Source organism: Paenibacillus terreus (genome assembly GCF_042138595.1).
Taxonomy (GTDB): domain Bacteria; phylum Bacillota; class Bacilli; order Paenibacillales; family Paenibacillaceae; genus Paenibacillus; species Paenibacillus terreus.
The window spans coordinates 44,318-60,653 of record NZ_JBHIRX010000030.1; the positions used below are offsets into that span (position 1 = coordinate 44,318).

18 protein-coding genes, 1 rRNA gene and 1 riboswitch are annotated in these 16,336 nt (G+C 48.0%); of the genes, 2 read left to right on the forward strand and 17 right to left on the reverse strand.

The genetic code is table 11. The features are described 5' to 3' along the window. Window positions 1–13: 13 nt before the first annotated feature. The 5 genes from rsmA to ACE5KN_RS30195 all read right to left on the reverse strand — a co-directional run bounded on the left by rsmA (window position 14) and on the right by ACE5KN_RS30195 (window position 5,629). On the reverse strand, window positions 14–898 hold the full coding sequence (gene rsmA / locus ACE5KN_RS30175) for a 16S rRNA (adenine(1518)-N(6)/adenine(1519)-N(6))-dimethyltransferase RsmA (protein ID WP_375528190.1): 885 nt from the start codon (window positions 896–898) through the stop codon (window positions 14–16). A gap of 5 nt (window positions 899–903) precedes the next feature. After that, a complete protein-coding gene (gene rnmV / locus ACE5KN_RS30180; RefSeq protein WP_375528191.1) occupies window positions 904–1,449 on the reverse strand; it encodes a ribonuclease M5 in 546 nt (181 codons plus the stop codon). Between the two features lie 127 nt (window positions 1,450–1,576). After that, window positions 1,577–2,716: a resuscitation-promoting factor gene (locus ACE5KN_RS30185; RefSeq protein WP_375528192.1), complete on the reverse strand. Its 1,140-nt coding sequence runs from the start codon at window positions 2,714–2,716 to the stop codon at window positions 1,577–1,579. 281 nt (window positions 2,717–2,997) lie between these two features. Then, window positions 2,998–3,256: riboswitch (cyclic di-AMP (ydaO/yuaA leader) on the reverse strand. A gap of 186 nt (window positions 3,257–3,442) precedes the next feature. After that, entirely contained in the window at window positions 3,443–4,234 is a 792-nt protein-coding gene (locus ACE5KN_RS30190) for a TatD family hydrolase (protein WP_375528193.1), read from the reverse strand. A gap of 114 nt (window positions 4,235–4,348) precedes the next feature. Beyond that, window positions 4,349–5,629 carry an HD domain-containing protein gene (locus tag ACE5KN_RS30195; RefSeq protein ID WP_375528204.1) on the reverse strand — a complete coding sequence of 427 codons (1,281 nt, stop codon included), beginning with the start codon at window positions 5,627–5,629 and terminating at the stop codon, window positions 4,349–4,351. Window positions 5,630–5,955: 326 nt separating this feature from the next. On the opposite strand from ACE5KN_RS30195, the gene ACE5KN_RS30200 reads away from it, so the two are divergent. Next, complete coding sequence (locus tag ACE5KN_RS30200; protein WP_018888060.1) at window positions 5,956–6,210, forward strand: AbrB/MazE/SpoVT family DNA-binding domain-containing protein; 255 nt, start codon at window positions 5,956–5,958, stop codon at window positions 6,208–6,210. A gap of 130 nt (window positions 6,211–6,340) precedes the next feature. On the opposite strand, the gene rsmI is transcribed toward ACE5KN_RS30200, so the two are convergent. From rsmI to ACE5KN_RS30250, 10 genes are all read right to left on the reverse strand, one after another. After that, a complete protein-coding gene (gene rsmI, locus ACE5KN_RS30205; protein ID WP_375528194.1) occupies window positions 6,341–7,234 on the reverse strand; it encodes a 16S rRNA (cytidine(1402)-2'-O)-methyltransferase in 894 nt (297 codons plus the stop codon). A 45-nt stretch (window positions 7,235–7,279) separates the two neighbouring features. Further along, window positions 7,280–8,065, reverse strand: a complete 786-nt coding sequence (locus ACE5KN_RS30210) for a tRNA1(Val) (adenine(37)-N6)-methyltransferase (RefSeq protein ID WP_375528195.1) — start codon at window positions 8,063–8,065, stop codon at window positions 7,280–7,282. A gap of 292 nt (window positions 8,066–8,357) precedes the next feature. Beyond that, window positions 8,358–8,702, reverse strand: coding sequence for an initiation-control protein YabA (locus tag ACE5KN_RS30215; RefSeq protein WP_375528196.1), 345 nt, complete (start codon window positions 8,700–8,702; stop codon window positions 8,358–8,360). A 66-nt stretch (window positions 8,703–8,768) separates the two neighbouring features. Beyond that, on the reverse strand, window positions 8,769–9,569 hold the full coding sequence (locus ACE5KN_RS30220) for a PSP1 domain-containing protein (protein WP_375528197.1): 801 nt from the start codon (window positions 9,567–9,569) through the stop codon (window positions 8,769–8,771). Between the two features lie 118 nt (window positions 9,570–9,687). Continuing rightward, window positions 9,688–10,683, reverse strand: a complete 996-nt coding sequence (gene holB, locus ACE5KN_RS30225; protein ID WP_375528198.1) for a DNA polymerase III subunit delta' — start codon at window positions 10,681–10,683, stop codon at window positions 9,688–9,690. A gap of 137 nt (window positions 10,684–10,820) precedes the next feature. After that, the gene (locus tag ACE5KN_RS30230; protein WP_375528199.1) at window positions 10,821–11,264 is read right to left on the reverse strand and encodes a YaaR family protein; all 444 of its coding nucleotides are present in this window, start codon (window positions 11,262–11,264) and stop codon (window positions 10,821–10,823) included. Window positions 11,265–11,538: 274 nt separating this feature from the next. After that, window positions 11,539–11,868 carry a cyclic di-AMP receptor DarA gene (gene darA / locus ACE5KN_RS30235; protein WP_355325804.1) on the reverse strand — a complete coding sequence of 110 codons (330 nt, stop codon included), beginning with the start codon at window positions 11,866–11,868 and terminating at the stop codon, window positions 11,539–11,541. A gap of 83 nt (window positions 11,869–11,951) precedes the next feature. Beyond that, window positions 11,952–12,593 (reverse strand): dTMP kinase, encoded by a 642-nt coding sequence (tmk, locus tag ACE5KN_RS30240; protein ID WP_375528200.1) that lies wholly within the window; start codon window positions 12,591–12,593, stop codon window positions 11,952–11,954. 199 nt (window positions 12,594–12,792) lie between these two features. Beyond that, complete coding sequence (locus ACE5KN_RS30245; protein ID WP_375528205.1) at window positions 12,793–14,301, reverse strand: aminotransferase class I/II-fold pyridoxal phosphate-dependent enzyme; 1,509 nt, start codon at window positions 14,299–14,301, stop codon at window positions 12,793–12,795. 128 nt (window positions 14,302–14,429) lie between these two features. After that, the gene (locus ACE5KN_RS30250; protein WP_355325796.1) at window positions 14,430–14,615 is read right to left on the reverse strand and encodes a sigma factor G inhibitor Gin; all 186 of its coding nucleotides are present in this window, start codon (window positions 14,613–14,615) and stop codon (window positions 14,430–14,432) included. Window positions 14,616–15,021: 406 nt separating this feature from the next. Here ACE5KN_RS30250 and ACE5KN_RS30255 point away from each other — a divergent pair, with 406 nt between their 5' ends. Continuing rightward, window positions 15,022–15,438 carry a hypothetical protein gene (locus ACE5KN_RS30255; protein ID WP_375528201.1) on the forward strand — a complete coding sequence of 139 codons (417 nt, stop codon included), beginning with the start codon at window positions 15,022–15,024 and terminating at the stop codon, window positions 15,436–15,438. A gap of 166 nt (window positions 15,439–15,604) precedes the next feature. Here the strand turns inward: ACE5KN_RS30255 and ACE5KN_RS30260 are convergent, their stop codons facing one another. Both ACE5KN_RS30260 and rrf read right to left on the reverse strand, forming a co-directional pair. Further along, window positions 15,605–16,027, reverse strand: coding sequence for a hypothetical protein (locus ACE5KN_RS30260; RefSeq protein ID WP_375528202.1), 423 nt, complete (start codon window positions 16,025–16,027; stop codon window positions 15,605–15,607). A 233-nt stretch (window positions 16,028–16,260) separates the two neighbouring features. Further along, window positions 16,261–16,336, reverse strand: a 5S ribosomal RNA gene (rrf, locus tag ACE5KN_RS31150); the annotation flags it as partial.

Below are 16,336 nucleotides of genomic sequence, written 5' to 3' on the forward strand. Positions count from 1 at the left end.
GCGGGGTCGGTGGTTATCTATAGCCTGCTTCCAGCAGCAGCGTGCTCAGACGCGCGAATTCCCCGATACTGAGCGTCTCTCCCCTTCTGGAGGGTTCAATGCCTGCAGACTGCAGCAGCGGCTCTAACGCGTCCTTATTCTCTTTTGTGAAGAAGCGGCTCTTCAGGTTATTGGCAATCGTTTTGCGTCTCTGGGCAAAGGCAGCATGCACGACCTCGAAAAAATGCTTCTCGTCAGGCACAAGGACCGGCGGCTCCGGTCTTACACGCAGGCGGATGACTGCCGATTCCACATTGGGCTGCGGAATGAATACCGTGTGCGGCACAATACATACCAGCTCCGGCTCACTGTAATACTGCACCGCTATGCTCAAGCTGCCATAATCCTTGGAGCCCGGGGAAGCGGCCATTCGCTCAGCCACCTCCTTTTGAATCATGACGACGATATTCTCCAGAGGCAGCTTGTCCTCCAGCAGCTTCATCAGGATGGGAGTTGTAACGTAATAAGGCAGATTGGCCACCACACTAACCTTGTCCACATCCGCAAAGTCCTCTTCAAACACCTCTTTAAGGTCCAGCTTCAGCACATCCCCATGACGCACACGCACGCGGTCGTACGGGGCCAAAACTTCGTCCAGAATGGGTAATAGCCGCTGATCGATCTCCACAGCCGTTACGCATTTGGCGGAACGGGCCAGCCGCTCCGTCAGCGCTCCAATCCCCGGACCGATTTCAAGCGCTCCCTTCGTCTCATCCAGACCGGCGGCATCTACGATTTTTTGCAGTATATTCTGATCAATCAGAAAATTCTGGCCCAGGCTCTTCTTAAACGAAAAACCGTGCCGTTGAATGATCTCCTTGGTCCGGCGGGGAGTCGCAATATCTTCAAACCCCTTCATGCCCATCACAATCCTTCATTTTCAATTTGCTGTAATGCTTCCGCGAATTCCTCGCGGCTGATCTGGAACATCGTCAGACGCTTGTGAAGCTGCTTCCCGTTGCAGTAACCGATGCCCAGTATATTACCCAAAGCCATCCGGCGGGAGGCTGCCCTTGGATGCGTGATCAGGCCTGCGTCGATAAGGTCTTCCCAATCGATCAGGGGGCTGGCACCCTCCACCGTCGTGTGAACCCTGGCGAGCGCATGGCGGATTGCTTCCGGGGAAGCATTCTCCACCCCGATATCCCCTTTTCGGGTCGCTTCCGCCTCCGGAATAAAGGCCTGCTTACAGCCCGGCACCTTGGAGGCGATAATCTTCCGTATCCGTTCCCCGGCATGATCGGGATCGGTCAGTATAATGACACCGCGCCGCTTCTGGGCCATGGCAATTTTGCGAATGGTCATGGCATTGATGGCAGAGCCGCCGGTTTCAATGGTGTCGGCTTCAACCGCCCTTTTAACGGCAACCGTATCATCACGGCCTTCCACGACGATGACTTCCTTGATCATTGCTTCTTTCTTCCTTCCTGAACAAAAAATAAGAAGAGGATGATCATCCTCTTCTTAGCATGGCATCTTTATGATCTTAATACTATCCTAATCATCGATTGAAATACAACCTTCAATCTGCCGATGGTTAATTCAATTCCGGCTTGACCGGCCCGATGACATATACCGTCATCCCGCTTTTACGGCCAAAGTTCAACGCTTTGTTTAAACTCTCATAATACACATCGATTTTATTGCCTTTGATGGCGCCGCCAGTATCCTCCGCACGGCGGAAGCCGAGGCCTTCAATATATACCCACCAGCCGATTGGAATCACGTCGGGATCCACAGCAATGGTCCGGCCTTCGGTTACGCGCGTACCGGAGGATGTCCGGGTGCCAATGCCAGGTTCCTGTGCGGAGTAAGCTGTCATGGATACATCGTTTAACACTTTTGTATACTTAAATTCTATTCCTGCCCGGCTAGTCGTATTGGCGCTGGCCGTGCTTGCGGAATCGGAAGGCCCGGTTGATGCCGCGAGTACAACAGGCTTCTTCTTTGTGCCTACTGCAATAACCTTATCAACACGCTTCGTACCGACCTCTTTGCTGACCATGCGCTTTGAAACCAGTTTCCCGTCATGATACACCTTCTCGATATTCTGAATCATGACCCCGTCTTTACCGCTCACCAGAACACGGTTATCTCCCTTGTACAAGCTTGGATCAGCCGTCTTGACGACTCTGTGAGGGATTTCGGCCTTTTGCTGAACCTGCTGCTTCGTTACACGGACGATTTTTATATCCATGTTAGAAGAGACTTTGGTGTCGAGCGAAGGGGAAACCTTATCTTCAGGTGACAAATTATAGCCTAAGGTTTGAACAGCGTCTTTTACTGTATTTTCGGTGGTGTACAGCTTCTTGGTTTCATAACCTGCGGATACATTCACTTGGGTAGCCCGTTTAATGACTACACGGTCGCCATCCTGGATAGCTCCGTTCACCGACATGGAAATCTTGTCATGGGGTGCCAGTGTAATGGAATGCTCCTCCAGAACATCCTGCAAACTTTCTCCGCGGGTTTCCACCGCTCTTGTCTGGCCATCGATGACCAGAACCACTTGCTTCTTTGTCTGTGTGTACACCAGAATAGAGATCATGATTGTTAGTGCGATTAGAAAAATAGCGACCAGTGATGCGTGGCGCAATTTTTCATGCTTCCATCGCAACGCGTAAGACATGCTGGATGAGCGTGACTCATGGGCATCCCCTTGCTGGAAAATTCCCACTTCTCCGTCCTCCTTCATAGCCTCGCCGTCTAGAGTAATGCATGATTGAAATTGACGCGACTATACCAGATTTTCTACAAGACAAGCCTGACTGCAGCCTGCCCTGCATCATGTTCCCGTCTTCGCAGCATGGCGCCCCCCTTTACTGGTTCATAACTTCGTTATGTAACAGTATGTGGGCAAGTTCTCCCATATTCATAAACTAAAAAAGCCAGGAAAGAGTTAAGAGAGCTCTTTCGCGGCTTCCGTCAATGATTACGCGGAAAATCCATGCACGAGGCAGCTTCTCTCTTGATACGCTTACGGGGTTAGCTGTCGGGTTCGGACGTAGAGAGTCGCCCTAGTTCCAGTCACCCGCTCATGGCGGCTGCCTTCACATTCACCCCTAAGACCCAGAAAAGAAATCGAACTATGATGTCAGCAAAGGAACAGCGCACAGCGGCGTGTCTATGTCTGTAAGCTTCCGCTGCAGCTCCCTTTCGGCCTGCCATCATATCGGTTCCCCCGTTCTCCATGACGGAGACTAAGCGAGACTGGTCCATGAAATGAACTATTGATTTGCCCCTTTACACGGCCTCAATAATTCACTGAAACGATGATATCCTGTTTATATGCATGTTGTAAAGCAGGTTTCAAGTGTTTTTCTCTAAATAATCGGTTAAAATATTGTAATAATCGCCGTTTTCCTGAAACATTTTTATGATTAACTCCGTCTGTCTTACTTTTTTAACGGTTTATCTCACGTTTCCTCTTGATGTAAAATCGTTCCAGCCCATTTTGGGTCGTGACAGCCGCCAATTCCTCCACGGAAATTCCCTTAATTTGGGCAGCCGCTTCAGCCACCAATTTCACATAAGCCGACTCATTTCGTTTGCCTCTGAAGGGGTGTGGTGTCAAGTAAGGGGAATCGGTCTCAATCAATAAACGGTCCATCGGCACCTGCGCCAAAACCTCTTTCGGCTGACGCGCATTTTTGAACGTAATCGGTCCGCCAAACGACAAATGAAATCCCATATTCAGACATAATTTAGCAATTTCCCAGCTGCCGGAGAACGAATGCATTACTCCTCCAACCTCATGCGCTTTCTCCTCACGCAAAATTTTCACGATATCCTCGTGCGCATCCCGATTGTGAATGACAATAGGCATTCCCAGTTCCCGGGCAAGTCCGATTTGTTGGCGCAATACTCGCTGCTGAACATCCTTTGGAGAAGTATCCCAATGGTAATCCAACCCAATTTCTCCAATGGCCACGACCTTCTCATGCTCGCAAAGCGATGCAATCCATTCCAAATCTCCATCCTGCATGGTGATGGCATCCACAGGATGCCATCCGACAGCCGCATAAATAAAATCATACGTTTCGGCAAGCTTCATTGTACTGGGAATAGTCTCTCTATTAAAACCGACATTGATCATTCGCGTAACTCCCGCTTCGACGGCATTTGATATGATCTGCTCTCTGTCTTCATTAAATTGTGGCGAATCTAGATGAGTGTGTGTATCAAATAATTCCAAGGATTGTTCCTCCTTAATTGGATTTAATTTAGATTAATTTCTTTCTTTGGCAATTTTCTATTTTTGCAACCTTTTATATCATGATGCTTAAGGCTAAAACAAATGACTTGAAGATTATTTTACAAACAACTTCTGAACATCCGGCGGCAGAGTATCCCTGATTTGCTCCAATTTATTCTGCGGGTAATACAGATGGTATTTCCCCCGGTGAATACCGCTGATCGAGCGGACAATATCCGATACTTCGGAAATTTCGCGTATACCGCCCTCCCGATCAAGCAGCAAAATCTGGTTCTCTGTCGATCCGTCCTTCCGGAATACATCATAAGGAAGGTCTGTCGGAAAATCAATTTCCAGGTCATATTCAGGGTGCAGCCCGGCCTTCGCCAGAGCGTTCCGCAATTCATCAATCATGCCCATATCCATGGAATCAATTTGTACATATTTATATAGTCTACGATCTATAAAACGCGAGCACAGGTCGCTCAGGACAGGGTCCTCTTCTTTCTTCCATAGATTGAATACGGTTTGTATCAGGGATTCATCCAGCAGCAGGTACTGGCTGACTGTCAGATCGCCACGGATTAAATCCGGAAGAGGATCAAGCAGAAATCCGAACGTATAGCCCTGGTCCATAAGTTCCTTGGCCCTCCGGAAAATTAGCCGCAGTATGATTTCCGAGCTGCGGGTTACCGGATGAAAATAAATTTGCCAGTACATCTGGTAGCGGGACATCAGGTAGTCCTCCACGGCATGCATTCCTGAATCCTTGACGACAATCCGGCCCTTATGAGGGCGGAGCAAGCGCAGAATGCGGTCAAGGTCGATGGTACCGTAATTTACGCCAGTCTGGTAAGCATCCCGCAGCAGATAATCCATTCTGTCCGCATCAAGCGGACTCGTTACGAGGTTGACTACAATCGGTTTGTCGTAGGTTTTTGAGATCACGGCTGCAACCTTCTCCGGAAACCCGGGTTCCACCTGGCGGAGGACTGTATTGATCTCCGTGTCCCCCAAAATGATGCGGCAGGTCCAATCCTCATGATTCATGCCGAAAGCTTCTTCAATGGAATGGGAGAACGGCCCATGCCCTACATCATGCAGCAGCGCGGCACACAGGGTGACCAGTTTTTCTTCCTTGGGCCAGTCTGAATACTCACCGCGTTCAAATTGGGAAATAATGCGCCGCGTAATCTCGTATACACCCAGAGAATGGGAGAAACGACTGTGTTCAGCTCCATGAAAGGTCAAATAGGAAGTTCCCAGCTGGCGAATACGGCGCAGCCTTTGAAATTCGGGAGTATTAATTAACCGCCAGATGACAACATCCTGAACATGAATGTAATTGTGGACCGGATCTTTAAATACCTTCTCTTCCGTAAGCGGCTGCTGCATGAAATTCATTTGGCCTCAGCTCCTTCAAAATATTGTATATGTAAAGCGGACTGGATCACATACAATTCGACATAAATGTCGAATTACGTCGTATTTATGCTGATTTTGATTTCCAAATCGACAAATTCATTTAAACTCATTTAATGATATTAATTGTTGATTTCTAGTCATATTAGCAGGTTTGATTTTGAAAATTTAGGTTTCATGCCTAACTTTTAGGTTGACTGATTTGGGAATCGTTGGTATAGTTAAAATCAGAAAACAGAAAATTATGTCGAATGATGACAATTGAAATTTTTTATATGGCGAGAGGAGCCTGATTTATTATGATGAAATCTACTGGTATTGTAAGAAAAGTTGATGAGCTTGGACGTGTTGTTATTCCAATCGAGCTGCGCCGTACACTGGGCATCGGTGAGAAGGACGCTCTGGAAATTTACGTTGACGGCGAGCGTATTATGCTCAAAAAATACGAGCCTGCGTGCATCTTCTGCGGCAATGCTGAAAATGTTACTTATTTCAAAGGCAAAATTGTTTGCAACGAATGTATTTCCGAAATCCCAACACCTGTGACAAAATAAGATTTATAGTATATAATAAAAACAACAAACAACTGTTAATTCTAACCTTTTCATATCTCCTTGCTGCCTTCCGCGGTTGATCCCTGCCGTCGGAAGGTTCTTTTTTGCATATAATATAGCTAAAATTCATTTATTCCCCGGAAGACAGCAGTGCATTATACACATCCCTTTTTGAAAGGGAGCGATCTGCGGCCGTTCGTTTCATGGCCTCTTTCCTGTTGATTCCCTCAGACTCATAATGCTGTACATGCTCCTGCAGTGTTAGCTCTTTCCACCATGCTTGTTTCTCCTCAGCTTCTTCCTGTGCGCTCTTTCCTTCAACAACCAAACAGTATTCCCCCAGAGGCGGATGCTCCTCCAGCCAGGCCAGACAATCCCCGGCAGTCCCTCTCACCCATTCCTCATGAAGTTTTGTAAGCTCTCTGGCAAGCACGACTTGACGGTTCCCATATGCCTCCTGAATGGTGGCAAGCGTCTTGACAATCCGATGCGGCGACTCATAAAACAACAACGTGCCATGGGAAGCTTCAAATGTTTCCAGAAGGGAGAGCAGTTCCTTCCGTTCCCGTGGCGGAAATCCGGCAAAAGTAAACCGTTCCGTATTCAATCCGGAGGCAATAAGTGCCGACAGAGCGGCATTGGCCCCCGGTATCGGGACAACGGCAATCCCCGCATCCAGTGCAAGCCGGACGAGATCGGCCCCCGGGTCCGAAATCGCCGGCAGGCCGGCATCGCTGACCAGCGCCAAATTTTTTCCTTCCATTATATAGCGTATCAGTTCGGGCCCGCTTGCCGTCTTATTATGCTCATGGTAGCTGAACAGCTTCTCCGGAATGATGTCGAAATGAGTAAGCAATTTGCGGGTTTGCCTCGTATCCTCAGCTGCAATGATGCTGCACTCCTGCAGTGTCCTTACAGCGCGGAATGTCATATCCTCCAGATTGCCAATCGGCGTACCTACCAGAAATAATGTTCCATATCCCGCAGGGCGATTTGAGTAGCTTTTTTGTACTGCTAATTTCATGTCCATATGTCTCCCTATGTCTCCTTGGAGTTTTATTTATGCAGCCTACCCTTCAATGTCAGGTTTGCTTTCCGCTTGTGTTCCTGAATCCTTGCCAAAGTATATTTCCTGCATTTCAGCTGTGTATTGATTGCGCCCGTTGCCTTCGTACACGATCAGCGGCGGCAGCAGGCGTACATCCGGCTTGGCGTCCCGCATGGCCTCAATAAGCACCATATTGGCTTCCAGATGAGCTCGTGGATGCACGAAGCGGATACGTTTGGGCTCCAGTCTGTGTATACGCATAAGAGATATAATCTCACCAAGCCGCTGCGGACGATGCACCATGGAGATCTTGCCCCCGGTCCGGATCAAACGGGTACAGGCCAAAATCACTTCCTCCAGCGTGCAGTTCAGCTCATGCCTTGCAATGGCCTGATGGGGGTTCAGTTTGATATCGCTGCCATTCAGCGGCATATAGGGCGGATTGACCGTTATCGCATCATATACCCCGTGTCCTGTTACTTCAAACAGGGTTCTCAAATCCCCCTCACGGATCGTAATCCTGCCCTGCAATCCGTTCATGGCTACGCTGCGGCGCGCCATATCCGCCAGACGGGGCTGAATTTCAATCCCTTCGATGGCTGCCTTCGTTCTTGTTGTCAGCAGAAGAGGCACCACGCCGTTGCCTGTACACAAATCGAGTATTTTTCCATGCACGGGTATACCCGCAAATCTGGCCAGCAGCACAGCATCCATGGAAAAGCTGAACACTTCATCACTTTGGATAATGCGCAAATTATGAGTTAACAGATCGTCAATCCTTTCGGATTTATTCTTTTCTTCCATCATTCCGGTTTATCCATCCTTTTAGAGGTTGTTCAAAAAGTCATCTTTTGATCACGAAGAAAATCAGGGAGCGGACTCGGCATCGAATCTTGAATTCAGCCGGGACTAAGCGGATGCTTACGAAGCATGTTTCCTGCGGAAACATTTCAGGTGCTCACGTACCCCAAGTACGCTCCGCTCCTCAGTCCCTGCTTCATCCAATCTTCTCGGTGCTGAAAACCTGACTTTTTGAACTCACACTTTTAACAATATGGCTAAAGAAAAAGCCGCAGGCACGTGCCCTACGGCTTTGTATTTATTTATTCAAAAATGACAAGCAGAACAGGCAGTCACCCTCTGTCCGTAAATGTCCGTAATACACATTGCATATATGGAATCCTTCATGATACAGCCTTGCCAAATTATCATAGCCTTCACCCACAACCTCTCCCGACCCGGACTCTTCAGTCTCCGCGTCCTCCGCGGAAAGGGGTACAGGCTGCTCCGTTTCCGGCTCTTCCGCTCTTACGTTATCGCGCATGAGCATTTTGCGCAGCTGTTCGTTTTCAATCGTAAGCCGCTGGTTCTCTTCCAGCAGTTCCTTCACTGCAAGCTTCAGCTCACCCAGGTCATTATGCATCTGTCCCATTTGTGTTTCCATTTCGTGAATACGCGCAAAAACATTTAGTTTTTTATCCAAGATTCCACCCCGAAGCAACCTAATGGTTTACTTGACGACGACGTCGTCCATTGGAAGTTCCTTGACCTTGCTGATCTCGAATAGCTGTACATGCACCGTACGATGTTCTGCATTTATACCGACAACCTTGCCCTCTCCAAGAGAAGTAATGACCAGCTTGCCAACCTGTGGCAGCTCTTCCTTGGCACTCTCATAGTTATCATGCTCGAACTTGAGGCAGCACATTAATCTGCCGCACAGACCGGAAATTTTGGTCGGATTCAGGGACAAACTTTGGTCCTTGGCCATCTTGATGGACACGGGTTCAAAATCACCCAGCCATGATGAACAGCACAACACGCGTCCGCAGGGCCCTATGCCTCCAAGCATCTTGGCTTCATCCCGAACACCGATCTGTCTCAGCTCAATACGCGTACGGAAAATGCTGGCTAAATCCTTTACAAGCTCGCGGAAATCAACTCTTCCCTCGGCCGTAAAGTAAAAGATGATCTTATTGCGGTCAAATGTAAACTCAACGTCAACAAGCTTCATTTTAAGGCCATGGTCTTTAATTTTATTTAAACAAATACCGAATGCTTCCTGTGCCGCTCGTTTGTTCTCTTCAACAACCAGCGCATCCGCTTCTCCGGCAATACGAATTACTTTCTTCAGGGGCAGTACGACGTCCGAATCATTTACTTCCTTCTTGCCTACAACCACTTTGCCATATTCGATGCCGCGCGCCGTCTCTACGATCACGCAGTTATCCTTCTCCAAAGGAAGCTCGAGCGGATCGAAATAATACGTCTTACCCGCTTTTTTAAAGCGGACACCCACTACACTATACAAAAATAAACCTCCTTGTATGCCACTGGTACCTTAACTGAAGTCGTAACGTAATGGCCGCCATGGAAAGTTTAACGTTGCCTTATTACCAGCTCCGTCACATACGAAGAGTCCGCTGTCTTTAGGCGGTAATTGTACCGCCTGAATCCGACATCCCGATCAGAAGCTGCTCCACACACAGCTGACCGTTGACATTGTAGCGGAGCTTCTTCCTGCATTCCGCCGCCAAATCCATATACGAGACCCATTGTTCGGTGCTGCGGGTGATTGCCAGCTTGGAGATGCTCTCCAAGTGATCTATGAAAACAATGCTTTCTTGCCTTCCGTACCGGAAGTGCAGCATATCCTTGAACAGCAAATGAAACACCTGAAAAAAAGCGTCCAGATGCTCGGAGAGTCCTGTTTTAAAAATCTTCTGTTGAGCAAGTATAATAGATGAATTTCCTCTGCTCATGGACTCCTTCACTAATTGTAACACTACATTTCTAATTTCTGCAAACCAATTCTGCTGGATAATTTCTCTGCAGGAGTCCAGTCCTGAAGCCAAATGAACGGCGCAGCGTACCAACGCAGCAGGATGTCCCTCCCTAATCAGCTCCTGCATCAACATTTCAGGTGACAACGGTGAAAATGGAACACGCTGCGTTCTCGATTGAATCGTGGGAAGAAGAGCCTGTCCATTATCCGAGATCAAAATGCCGACTGCCGGCACCTGGGGTTCTTCCAGAAATTTCAGCAGACTGTTGGCTGCCTGAACAGTCATCGTATCCGCTTGACTGATTATATAGACTTTTGGATTTTCGGCTCCGGCACGGTAAGAAAAAAGCCGCTGCAGCTCTCGTATCTGATCTATTTTTATGCTTGCTCCATCCGGTTCTATAACAAAAAGATCAGGATGGTTGCCGTGCTCAATTTTTCTGCACTCCAGACATTGCCCGCAGGCATCATCCTTGAGCTCCCGACAAAATAAAGCCTGGGCAAAAGTAACCGCCATCTGCATCTGCCCGCTTCCCGGCGGGCCGCTAAACAGGTAGGCATGACTTACCCTTCCGGTACGGAGCGCATTTTGCAGCAACCGCTTGGGCACTTCCTGTCCGACAATTTGTTGAAAAGACATTCTATATCCTCGCTTTCCGCGAACGGATCAGTGATCCGATATGCTCGGCAAAAAATAATCTGCCGACCCGACAGGCAAGCAGATTGTACTGGTAACGGGTCAAAGCCGACCGTTAAACAAAATATAAGAGGGAAATTCTAGAAAGCAAGATTGATCAGCAGACCGCGAATTTCTCCGACTCCCTGCAATAGTTCAATTTTTCCCTGCTCTGTCTCTAATAATTCCTCGGCCATACGCAATAAAATGGAGTCAACTTCGTCAATCAATTTGTAGCGCTTGCTCCGTCCCCGCCGGTCCCATCCACGCGTATCCTTCATTGTTACTCCACGCCGAACCGTATCCTCCAGAAAACGCTTGACGAGCATTTTATACGCCTTCAGCTCACGAATTGTCATGGATCGGGCCAGCCTGTCTCCCTGCATTTGTATTTCCTTGAAGCGACGGTTCAGTTCTTCCTGAGTAGCCTGCTCTCCATTCTTGTGCATAATATCGGAGAAGCTTTTACTCTGAACAGGCTTGGAAGTCGAGTCGCTGGATGACAGGCTGCTTTGCAGCGGGCGGTAACCTGGATTGATTTTCATAACAATTGACCTGCTTTCTCCTGCTTCATTCATGCGGCAGCAACAGCGTGAATTGGAAATCAGGCCGCATAAACAGCTTTGGGGATGCATATTACGCTGTATGCCTAAGATATCGGCATAACAGCAGTAAATTTTATAGAGGTAGTTCAAAAAGTCATCTTTTGATCACGAAGGAAGTCAGGAAGCGGACTCGACATCGAATCTTGAATTCAGCCGGGCCTTCAGCATAGGCTTCGGTGCTGAAAACCTGACTTTTTGAACATCCATTTATAGATTAGAAATGTTCGAAACGGTCGACAGGCATGACGAACACAGTAGCTCCTCCGACCTGAACTTCTACAGGAAGCGGCAGATAGGAGTCGGTGGTTCCGCTCATCGGGGTGACCGGTGTGACCAGCTGTTCCCGTACCTTACAGCTGCTGCGGATGACCTCCATTACAGCTTCAACCTGGCTGTCATCTACCCCGATCATGAATGTAGTATTCCCGGCCCGCAGAAAACCGCCTGTACTGGCAAGCTTCGTCGCGCGGAAGTTCGCCTTAACCAGTCCACTGGACAGTCTGTTGCTGTCTTTATCCTGTACAATCGCAATGATCAGTTTCATCCTGTTTTCCCTCCTTAAATTCGTTACAAGGAACGAATCAACCGCATTTTGTCCCTTATACTTATATAATTAAACAAAGATGCTTAATAATCCTCCAAGACCCGCTTGGCAAGGACCTCTGTCATCTGCTGCAAAACCTGTTCAGGCTGCTGTGCTGCGTCAATAACAACGATGCGTTCCGGATACTGATCGACGAGATGCAGATAACCTTCTCTGACTTTATGGTGGAATGATATATCCTCCAAATCGAGCCGGTTCACTTCACTTTCCCGGTGAGCAGCTATTCTGGCCAGTCCAACCTCCGGTTCAATATCCAGATAGAAGGTGAGATCAGGCTGCCAGGAATCTACGGCAAAACGGTTAATGGAGCCTACCTCCTCCATGCCCAGTCCACGTGCGTAGCCTTGATAAACCAGGCTGCTGTCTACAAAGCGATCGCACAGCACGAGCATCCCGGATTCAACGGCAGGTGCGACCTTCTCCACCAGATGCTGGCGGCGGGCCGCTGCATACAGCAGAGCCTCGGTACGGGCATCCATATTGGTGTGCGCTCTGTCGAGAATTACAGACCGGATTTTCTCTGCTATTTCAATGCCACCCGGCTCCCTGGTCGACATATAAGGCAAGCCCCGGCTATCCAGGTACTTGGCAAGCTGCCCGATCATCGTTGTTTTTCCGGAACCCTCGCCCCCTTCCAATGTGATAAATCTGCCTCTGCCCTTCATACGTTCCCTGCTTTCTTTATCTTTAGATGTGAGAAAGTTCTCATCCTTTACAGCATCGTAAATCATACAACTATCTGACTTCCGGCGTGGAAAAGCGGAAGCCAAGCTGTCGTTACGTGAGCAATCTCCCACTACCTTCAATGGTGAGAGAGCTCAACATGCTTGTTCTTATTATAGTATACATTTGTCCCGTCTTACATCAAAGATATACCCGAATCGTGTTAAGCTTCTCATCGGCAGCTCCCTGACATTTCGCCCCCAGATCACGAAGCAGTTGAAGCCGTGCGGCCGTCTCTTTGCCAATCTTTTCGCCTGGGTAGAGAAGCGGAATGCCTGGAGGGTATGGGATGATCATTTCTGCAGATATATATCCGGCACTGGCCTCGATGGGAACTGTTTTCATTTTTTCCGGGGATACAGGGGTTAAACGAAACGATACCGGTTTGGAGACCATACATGCGGGTGTATTGTTCCACGTGGAAACATTCCTGTCATAAGAATGTATTTCCGGAAAGGCACTAGGTATTGGCGGATTTTTATCTTGCTTATGTATATGCACAAATGCCTGCACCAGGTGATTAGCGTCCGCTTGAGTAGTGCCCAGTGTGAATAAAAGAACAACATAACGCTCATCACTCATCTCCGGAACGCAATCTTGCTCCTCAAGCCTTCGCTGCAGCTCATATCCGCTCAAGCAGCCATAGCTGTCCCAAACCACAACCTTAAACGGATCCTGCAGGGCATAACCTTCGTTATTCGGTCCGGCTTCCGGCTGCAGGAGTTGAAACCTCGGTATCTCCCGTATCCCTTCCTTGAATGCCTGTACGGCCGCAAGGCCCTCTGTAAAAGCGGAGGGACCGTTCATATGAAGATAACGGCGCGCAAGGTCAAGCGATGCCATTAAAGGATAGGATGGACTTGAGCTCTGAATCATCGCCAATCGCTGACGGACAATTTCCCGGTTCAAGTACTTCCCTTGAATATGCAGCATCGCTCCCATGGTCATAGCAGACAGCATTTTGTGTGTAGACTGTACAGCCCCGTCTGCTCCATACGACATCGCCGAAGGCGGCAGGTCAGGATGCTGGCCGAAATGGGCCCCATGGGCTTCATCCACGAGAAGCGGGATACCGGCATGATGGCAAAGTTCAACGAGTGGCGTCAGGCTGGCTCCCATACCGTAATAATTCGGTGCAGTGACAAGCAGCCCCTTTGCCTGCGGATAAGCAGCTATGGCGGCAGCCACCGTGTCTGCTGATGGCAGTGTAGGTAGCCCGCTTGCCTCGTCTACATAAGGTTCCAGAAAAACAGCATCCGCACCCGCAAGCATTAACCCGTGCAGCACTGATTTATGAACATTTCTTTGTACCAGCAAAATATCCGCGGGCTCTGTGCATACCGTCAAAATCAAAGCCAGATTGCCGCTCGTGCTGCCCCCGACGAGGAAATAGCTTTCCTTAGCCCCGAAGCAATCCGCAGCCAGCTCCTGTGCCTGCCGAATTACTCCTTCCGGGTGATGGAGGTCGTCCAATCCTGTAATCTCCGTAGCATCAATTGACATGACCTCTGCCAATAAACCAGCTATATCTGTTTGATCATATAAATGGCCATTTTTGTGTCCAGGAACATGAAAGGATATCTTTCTTTGCTCCCTGTATTGAATCAGTGCCTCCATTAGTGGGGCCGACTGTTTATAGATCTTGGACATCGTGCATTCCTTTCGCTTGTTCAAATTTTCGCACAGAATCGTACTGCCTCCCATTTTATCGTATACCATGGGTAAATCCTATCTTCAGCAGGACCCATTCAACAAAAAAAGGCCTTAATAGGCCTCTGCTAAGCGTTTTTCTCCACCCAAAGCTGTTTTAACTGATGAATAAAAAAATGATATTTTGCATCTGTTGCATCCGTCTGTACCATTTCGGCCTCACAAGCATCACATATATATTCCGACAAGATTAATATACCCTCGGACTTGTAATGCCCGCAAATAATACAGCGATGCCCTTGTTCCTCTTGCATATCGAATCCCACCTTGATTCATTTACTATCAGTATTTGCTATCAGTATGGTGCAGTTTCTATTATTTTATACCTTTTCATAGCTGCAGTCATATTTATATACCTTATTCTAAGGCGGGAAAAGAGGTGTTTGTACCTGTCGGGCATTTAAAAAAATACATACTTCTTCCGATAATAGAAGAAAAGCAATTCAATTATGGAGACTGATATCTTACAATAGGCTTAACTTCCTCCTGCCTTTCTTTGGCTGAAGAAAGCAAGGACATCCTGAACTAGAATGAAGGGAATGACTGTTTCCAATGCTGGAAGACAACGGTACCAAAGCCACGTACTATCATTACAAGTTAATTAAAAAGGTGAATATTCACCGCCCCCTCCTATGGTGCTATCTATCACTGCCTATAATAATGCTTATTTTTCTTATTGCCGCTCTGCACTGGACGAGCTTCTTTCTCTTTGCGCTAGCTCTCCCCGTGATGATGTGGGTTCATTTTGTGATAACCCGTTCTTTTCTGGTCATTAAGGGTTCTCCCTTCCTTAAGCGCTGGTCTTATAATTGGAGGCTGCCTTGGCAAGGGTATATGCCTGAGCAATATGTAGGCTATCTTACGTTCAGTGCCATACAGTTTCATGTGATGTGGATCGGGTTTTGCTTTACAATCGTTTTCCTTTTCTTTTCCCCCCCGTCCTTCACCCTTTCCCTGCTGTTCTGGCACATATGGCTGGCCGCGCCTCGCTTGTGGGCCTTGTATTTGCTGAAACGGGAACGCAAAGACGGTATGATCAAGTTTAATAAGCAGGACGTATCCTACTATCAACAATAATAAGCCCCGATTACACTCTTCCATACTTGCCTGATACATACAAATTGTTGCCGTAATGGATTCAGTTCCGCTGAAACTTGATACATCTATAACGAAAAAGAGAGCTCCTAATCAGGGGCTCTCTTATCAATGCAAATGGATAAGTCTCAGAAATTAGCAGTATCCGTTATTCAGTGGTTTCAATCGTCTTCACTTTGACCGTAGGCTTCTTATCCCTCGGTACCAGGACTGTGAAAAAGCCATCATGCACCGACAAGTGCACGATCTGGCCGTCCTTTTGAAACACCTTTTGGCTGCCTGAAGATTGGGAGGTCTCTTCTTTCCATCCCCAAGCGGCAATTTCCTGTAAATAGGGATCCGGAATTTCATCGCTCTCTTTAATACTTGGCAGAGCATAACGAACATAATCTATTTCAGAACTTTGGCTTGCACGTTCTGTTTTATTCGCTTCCTTAGGTACCGGGAATGCCTTCTGGTTAGCTGCACCCTCAAACGCCGTCCAAGAAGGCTCTTGTGCGCCACAACCGGCAAGAATCGCTACAGCGATACTCAATAGCATTGTAATCAAAGGCCATTTATTTCGCCGCATGCTCTTCCCTCCTTCCCAGCCTGACTGAACAAACGGTCTTCTTCCCTCTTTTCCAACAAACCATAGATGACCGATAGGTTTAGCAGATTGAACCATAGTAAATTATAGCCTGTTTACATGGCTTTTCCGTAACAAAAATGTTACCTTCAAAATGTAGGTATACCATTACTAAGATCTAGTAATACAAATCCAACAAAAAAACCACCATCGTTACTCGACAGTGGTTTTTTCGTGCCTGGCAACGTCCTACTCTCCCAGGACCCTTCGGTCCAAGTACCATCGGCGCTGGAGGGCTTAACGGTCGTGTTC

Coding starts and splice junctions, on each gene's coding strand:
- rsmA (WP_375528190.1), bottom strand. CDS start 898: ATGAAGGGGTTTGAAGATATTGCGACTCCCCGCCGGACCAAGGAGATC.
- rnmV (WP_375528191.1), bottom strand. CDS start 1,449: ATGATCAAGGAAGTCATCGTCGTGGAAGGCCGTGATGATACGGTTGCC.
- ACE5KN_RS30195 (WP_375528204.1), bottom strand. CDS start 5,629: ATGCAGCAGCCGCTTACGGAAGAGAAGGTATTTAAAGATCCGGTCCAC.
- ACE5KN_RS30200 (WP_018888060.1), top strand. CDS start 5,956: ATGATGAAATCTACTGGTATTGTAAGAAAAGTTGATGAGCTTGGACGT.
- rsmI (WP_375528194.1), bottom strand. CDS start 7,234: ATGAAATTAGCAGTACAAAAAAGCTACTCAAATCGCCCTGCGGGATAT.
- ACE5KN_RS30210 (WP_375528195.1), bottom strand. CDS start 8,065: ATGATGGAAGAAAAGAATAAATCCGAAAGGATTGACGATCTGTTAACT.
- ACE5KN_RS30215 (WP_375528196.1), bottom strand. CDS start 8,702: ATGGAAACACAAATGGGACAGATGCATAATGACCTGGGTGAGCTGAAG.
- holB (WP_375528198.1), bottom strand. CDS start 10,683: ATGTCTTTTCAACAAATTGTCGGACAGGAAGTGCCCAAGCGGTTGCTG.
- ACE5KN_RS30230 (WP_375528199.1), bottom strand. CDS start 11,264: ATGAAAATCAATCCAGGTTACCGCCCGCTGCAAAGCAGCCTGTCATCC.
- darA (WP_355325804.1), bottom strand. CDS start 11,868: ATGAAACTGATCATTGCGATTGTACAGGATAAAGACAGCAACAGACTG.
- tmk (WP_375528200.1), bottom strand. CDS start 12,593: ATGAAGGGCAGAGGCAGATTTATCACATTGGAAGGGGGCGAGGGTTCC.
- ACE5KN_RS30245 (WP_375528205.1), bottom strand. CDS start 14,301: ATGTCCAAGATCTATAAACAGTCGGCCCCACTAATGGAGGCACTGATT.
- ACE5KN_RS30250 (WP_355325796.1), bottom strand. CDS start 14,615: ATGCAAGAGGAACAAGGGCATCGCTGTATTATTTGCGGGCATTACAAG.
- ACE5KN_RS30255 (WP_375528201.1), top strand. CDS start 15,022: ATGCTTATTTTTCTTATTGCCGCTCTGCACTGGACGAGCTTCTTTCTC.
- ACE5KN_RS30260 (WP_375528202.1), bottom strand. CDS start 16,027: ATGCGGCGAAATAAATGGCCTTTGATTACAATGCTATTGAGTATCGCT.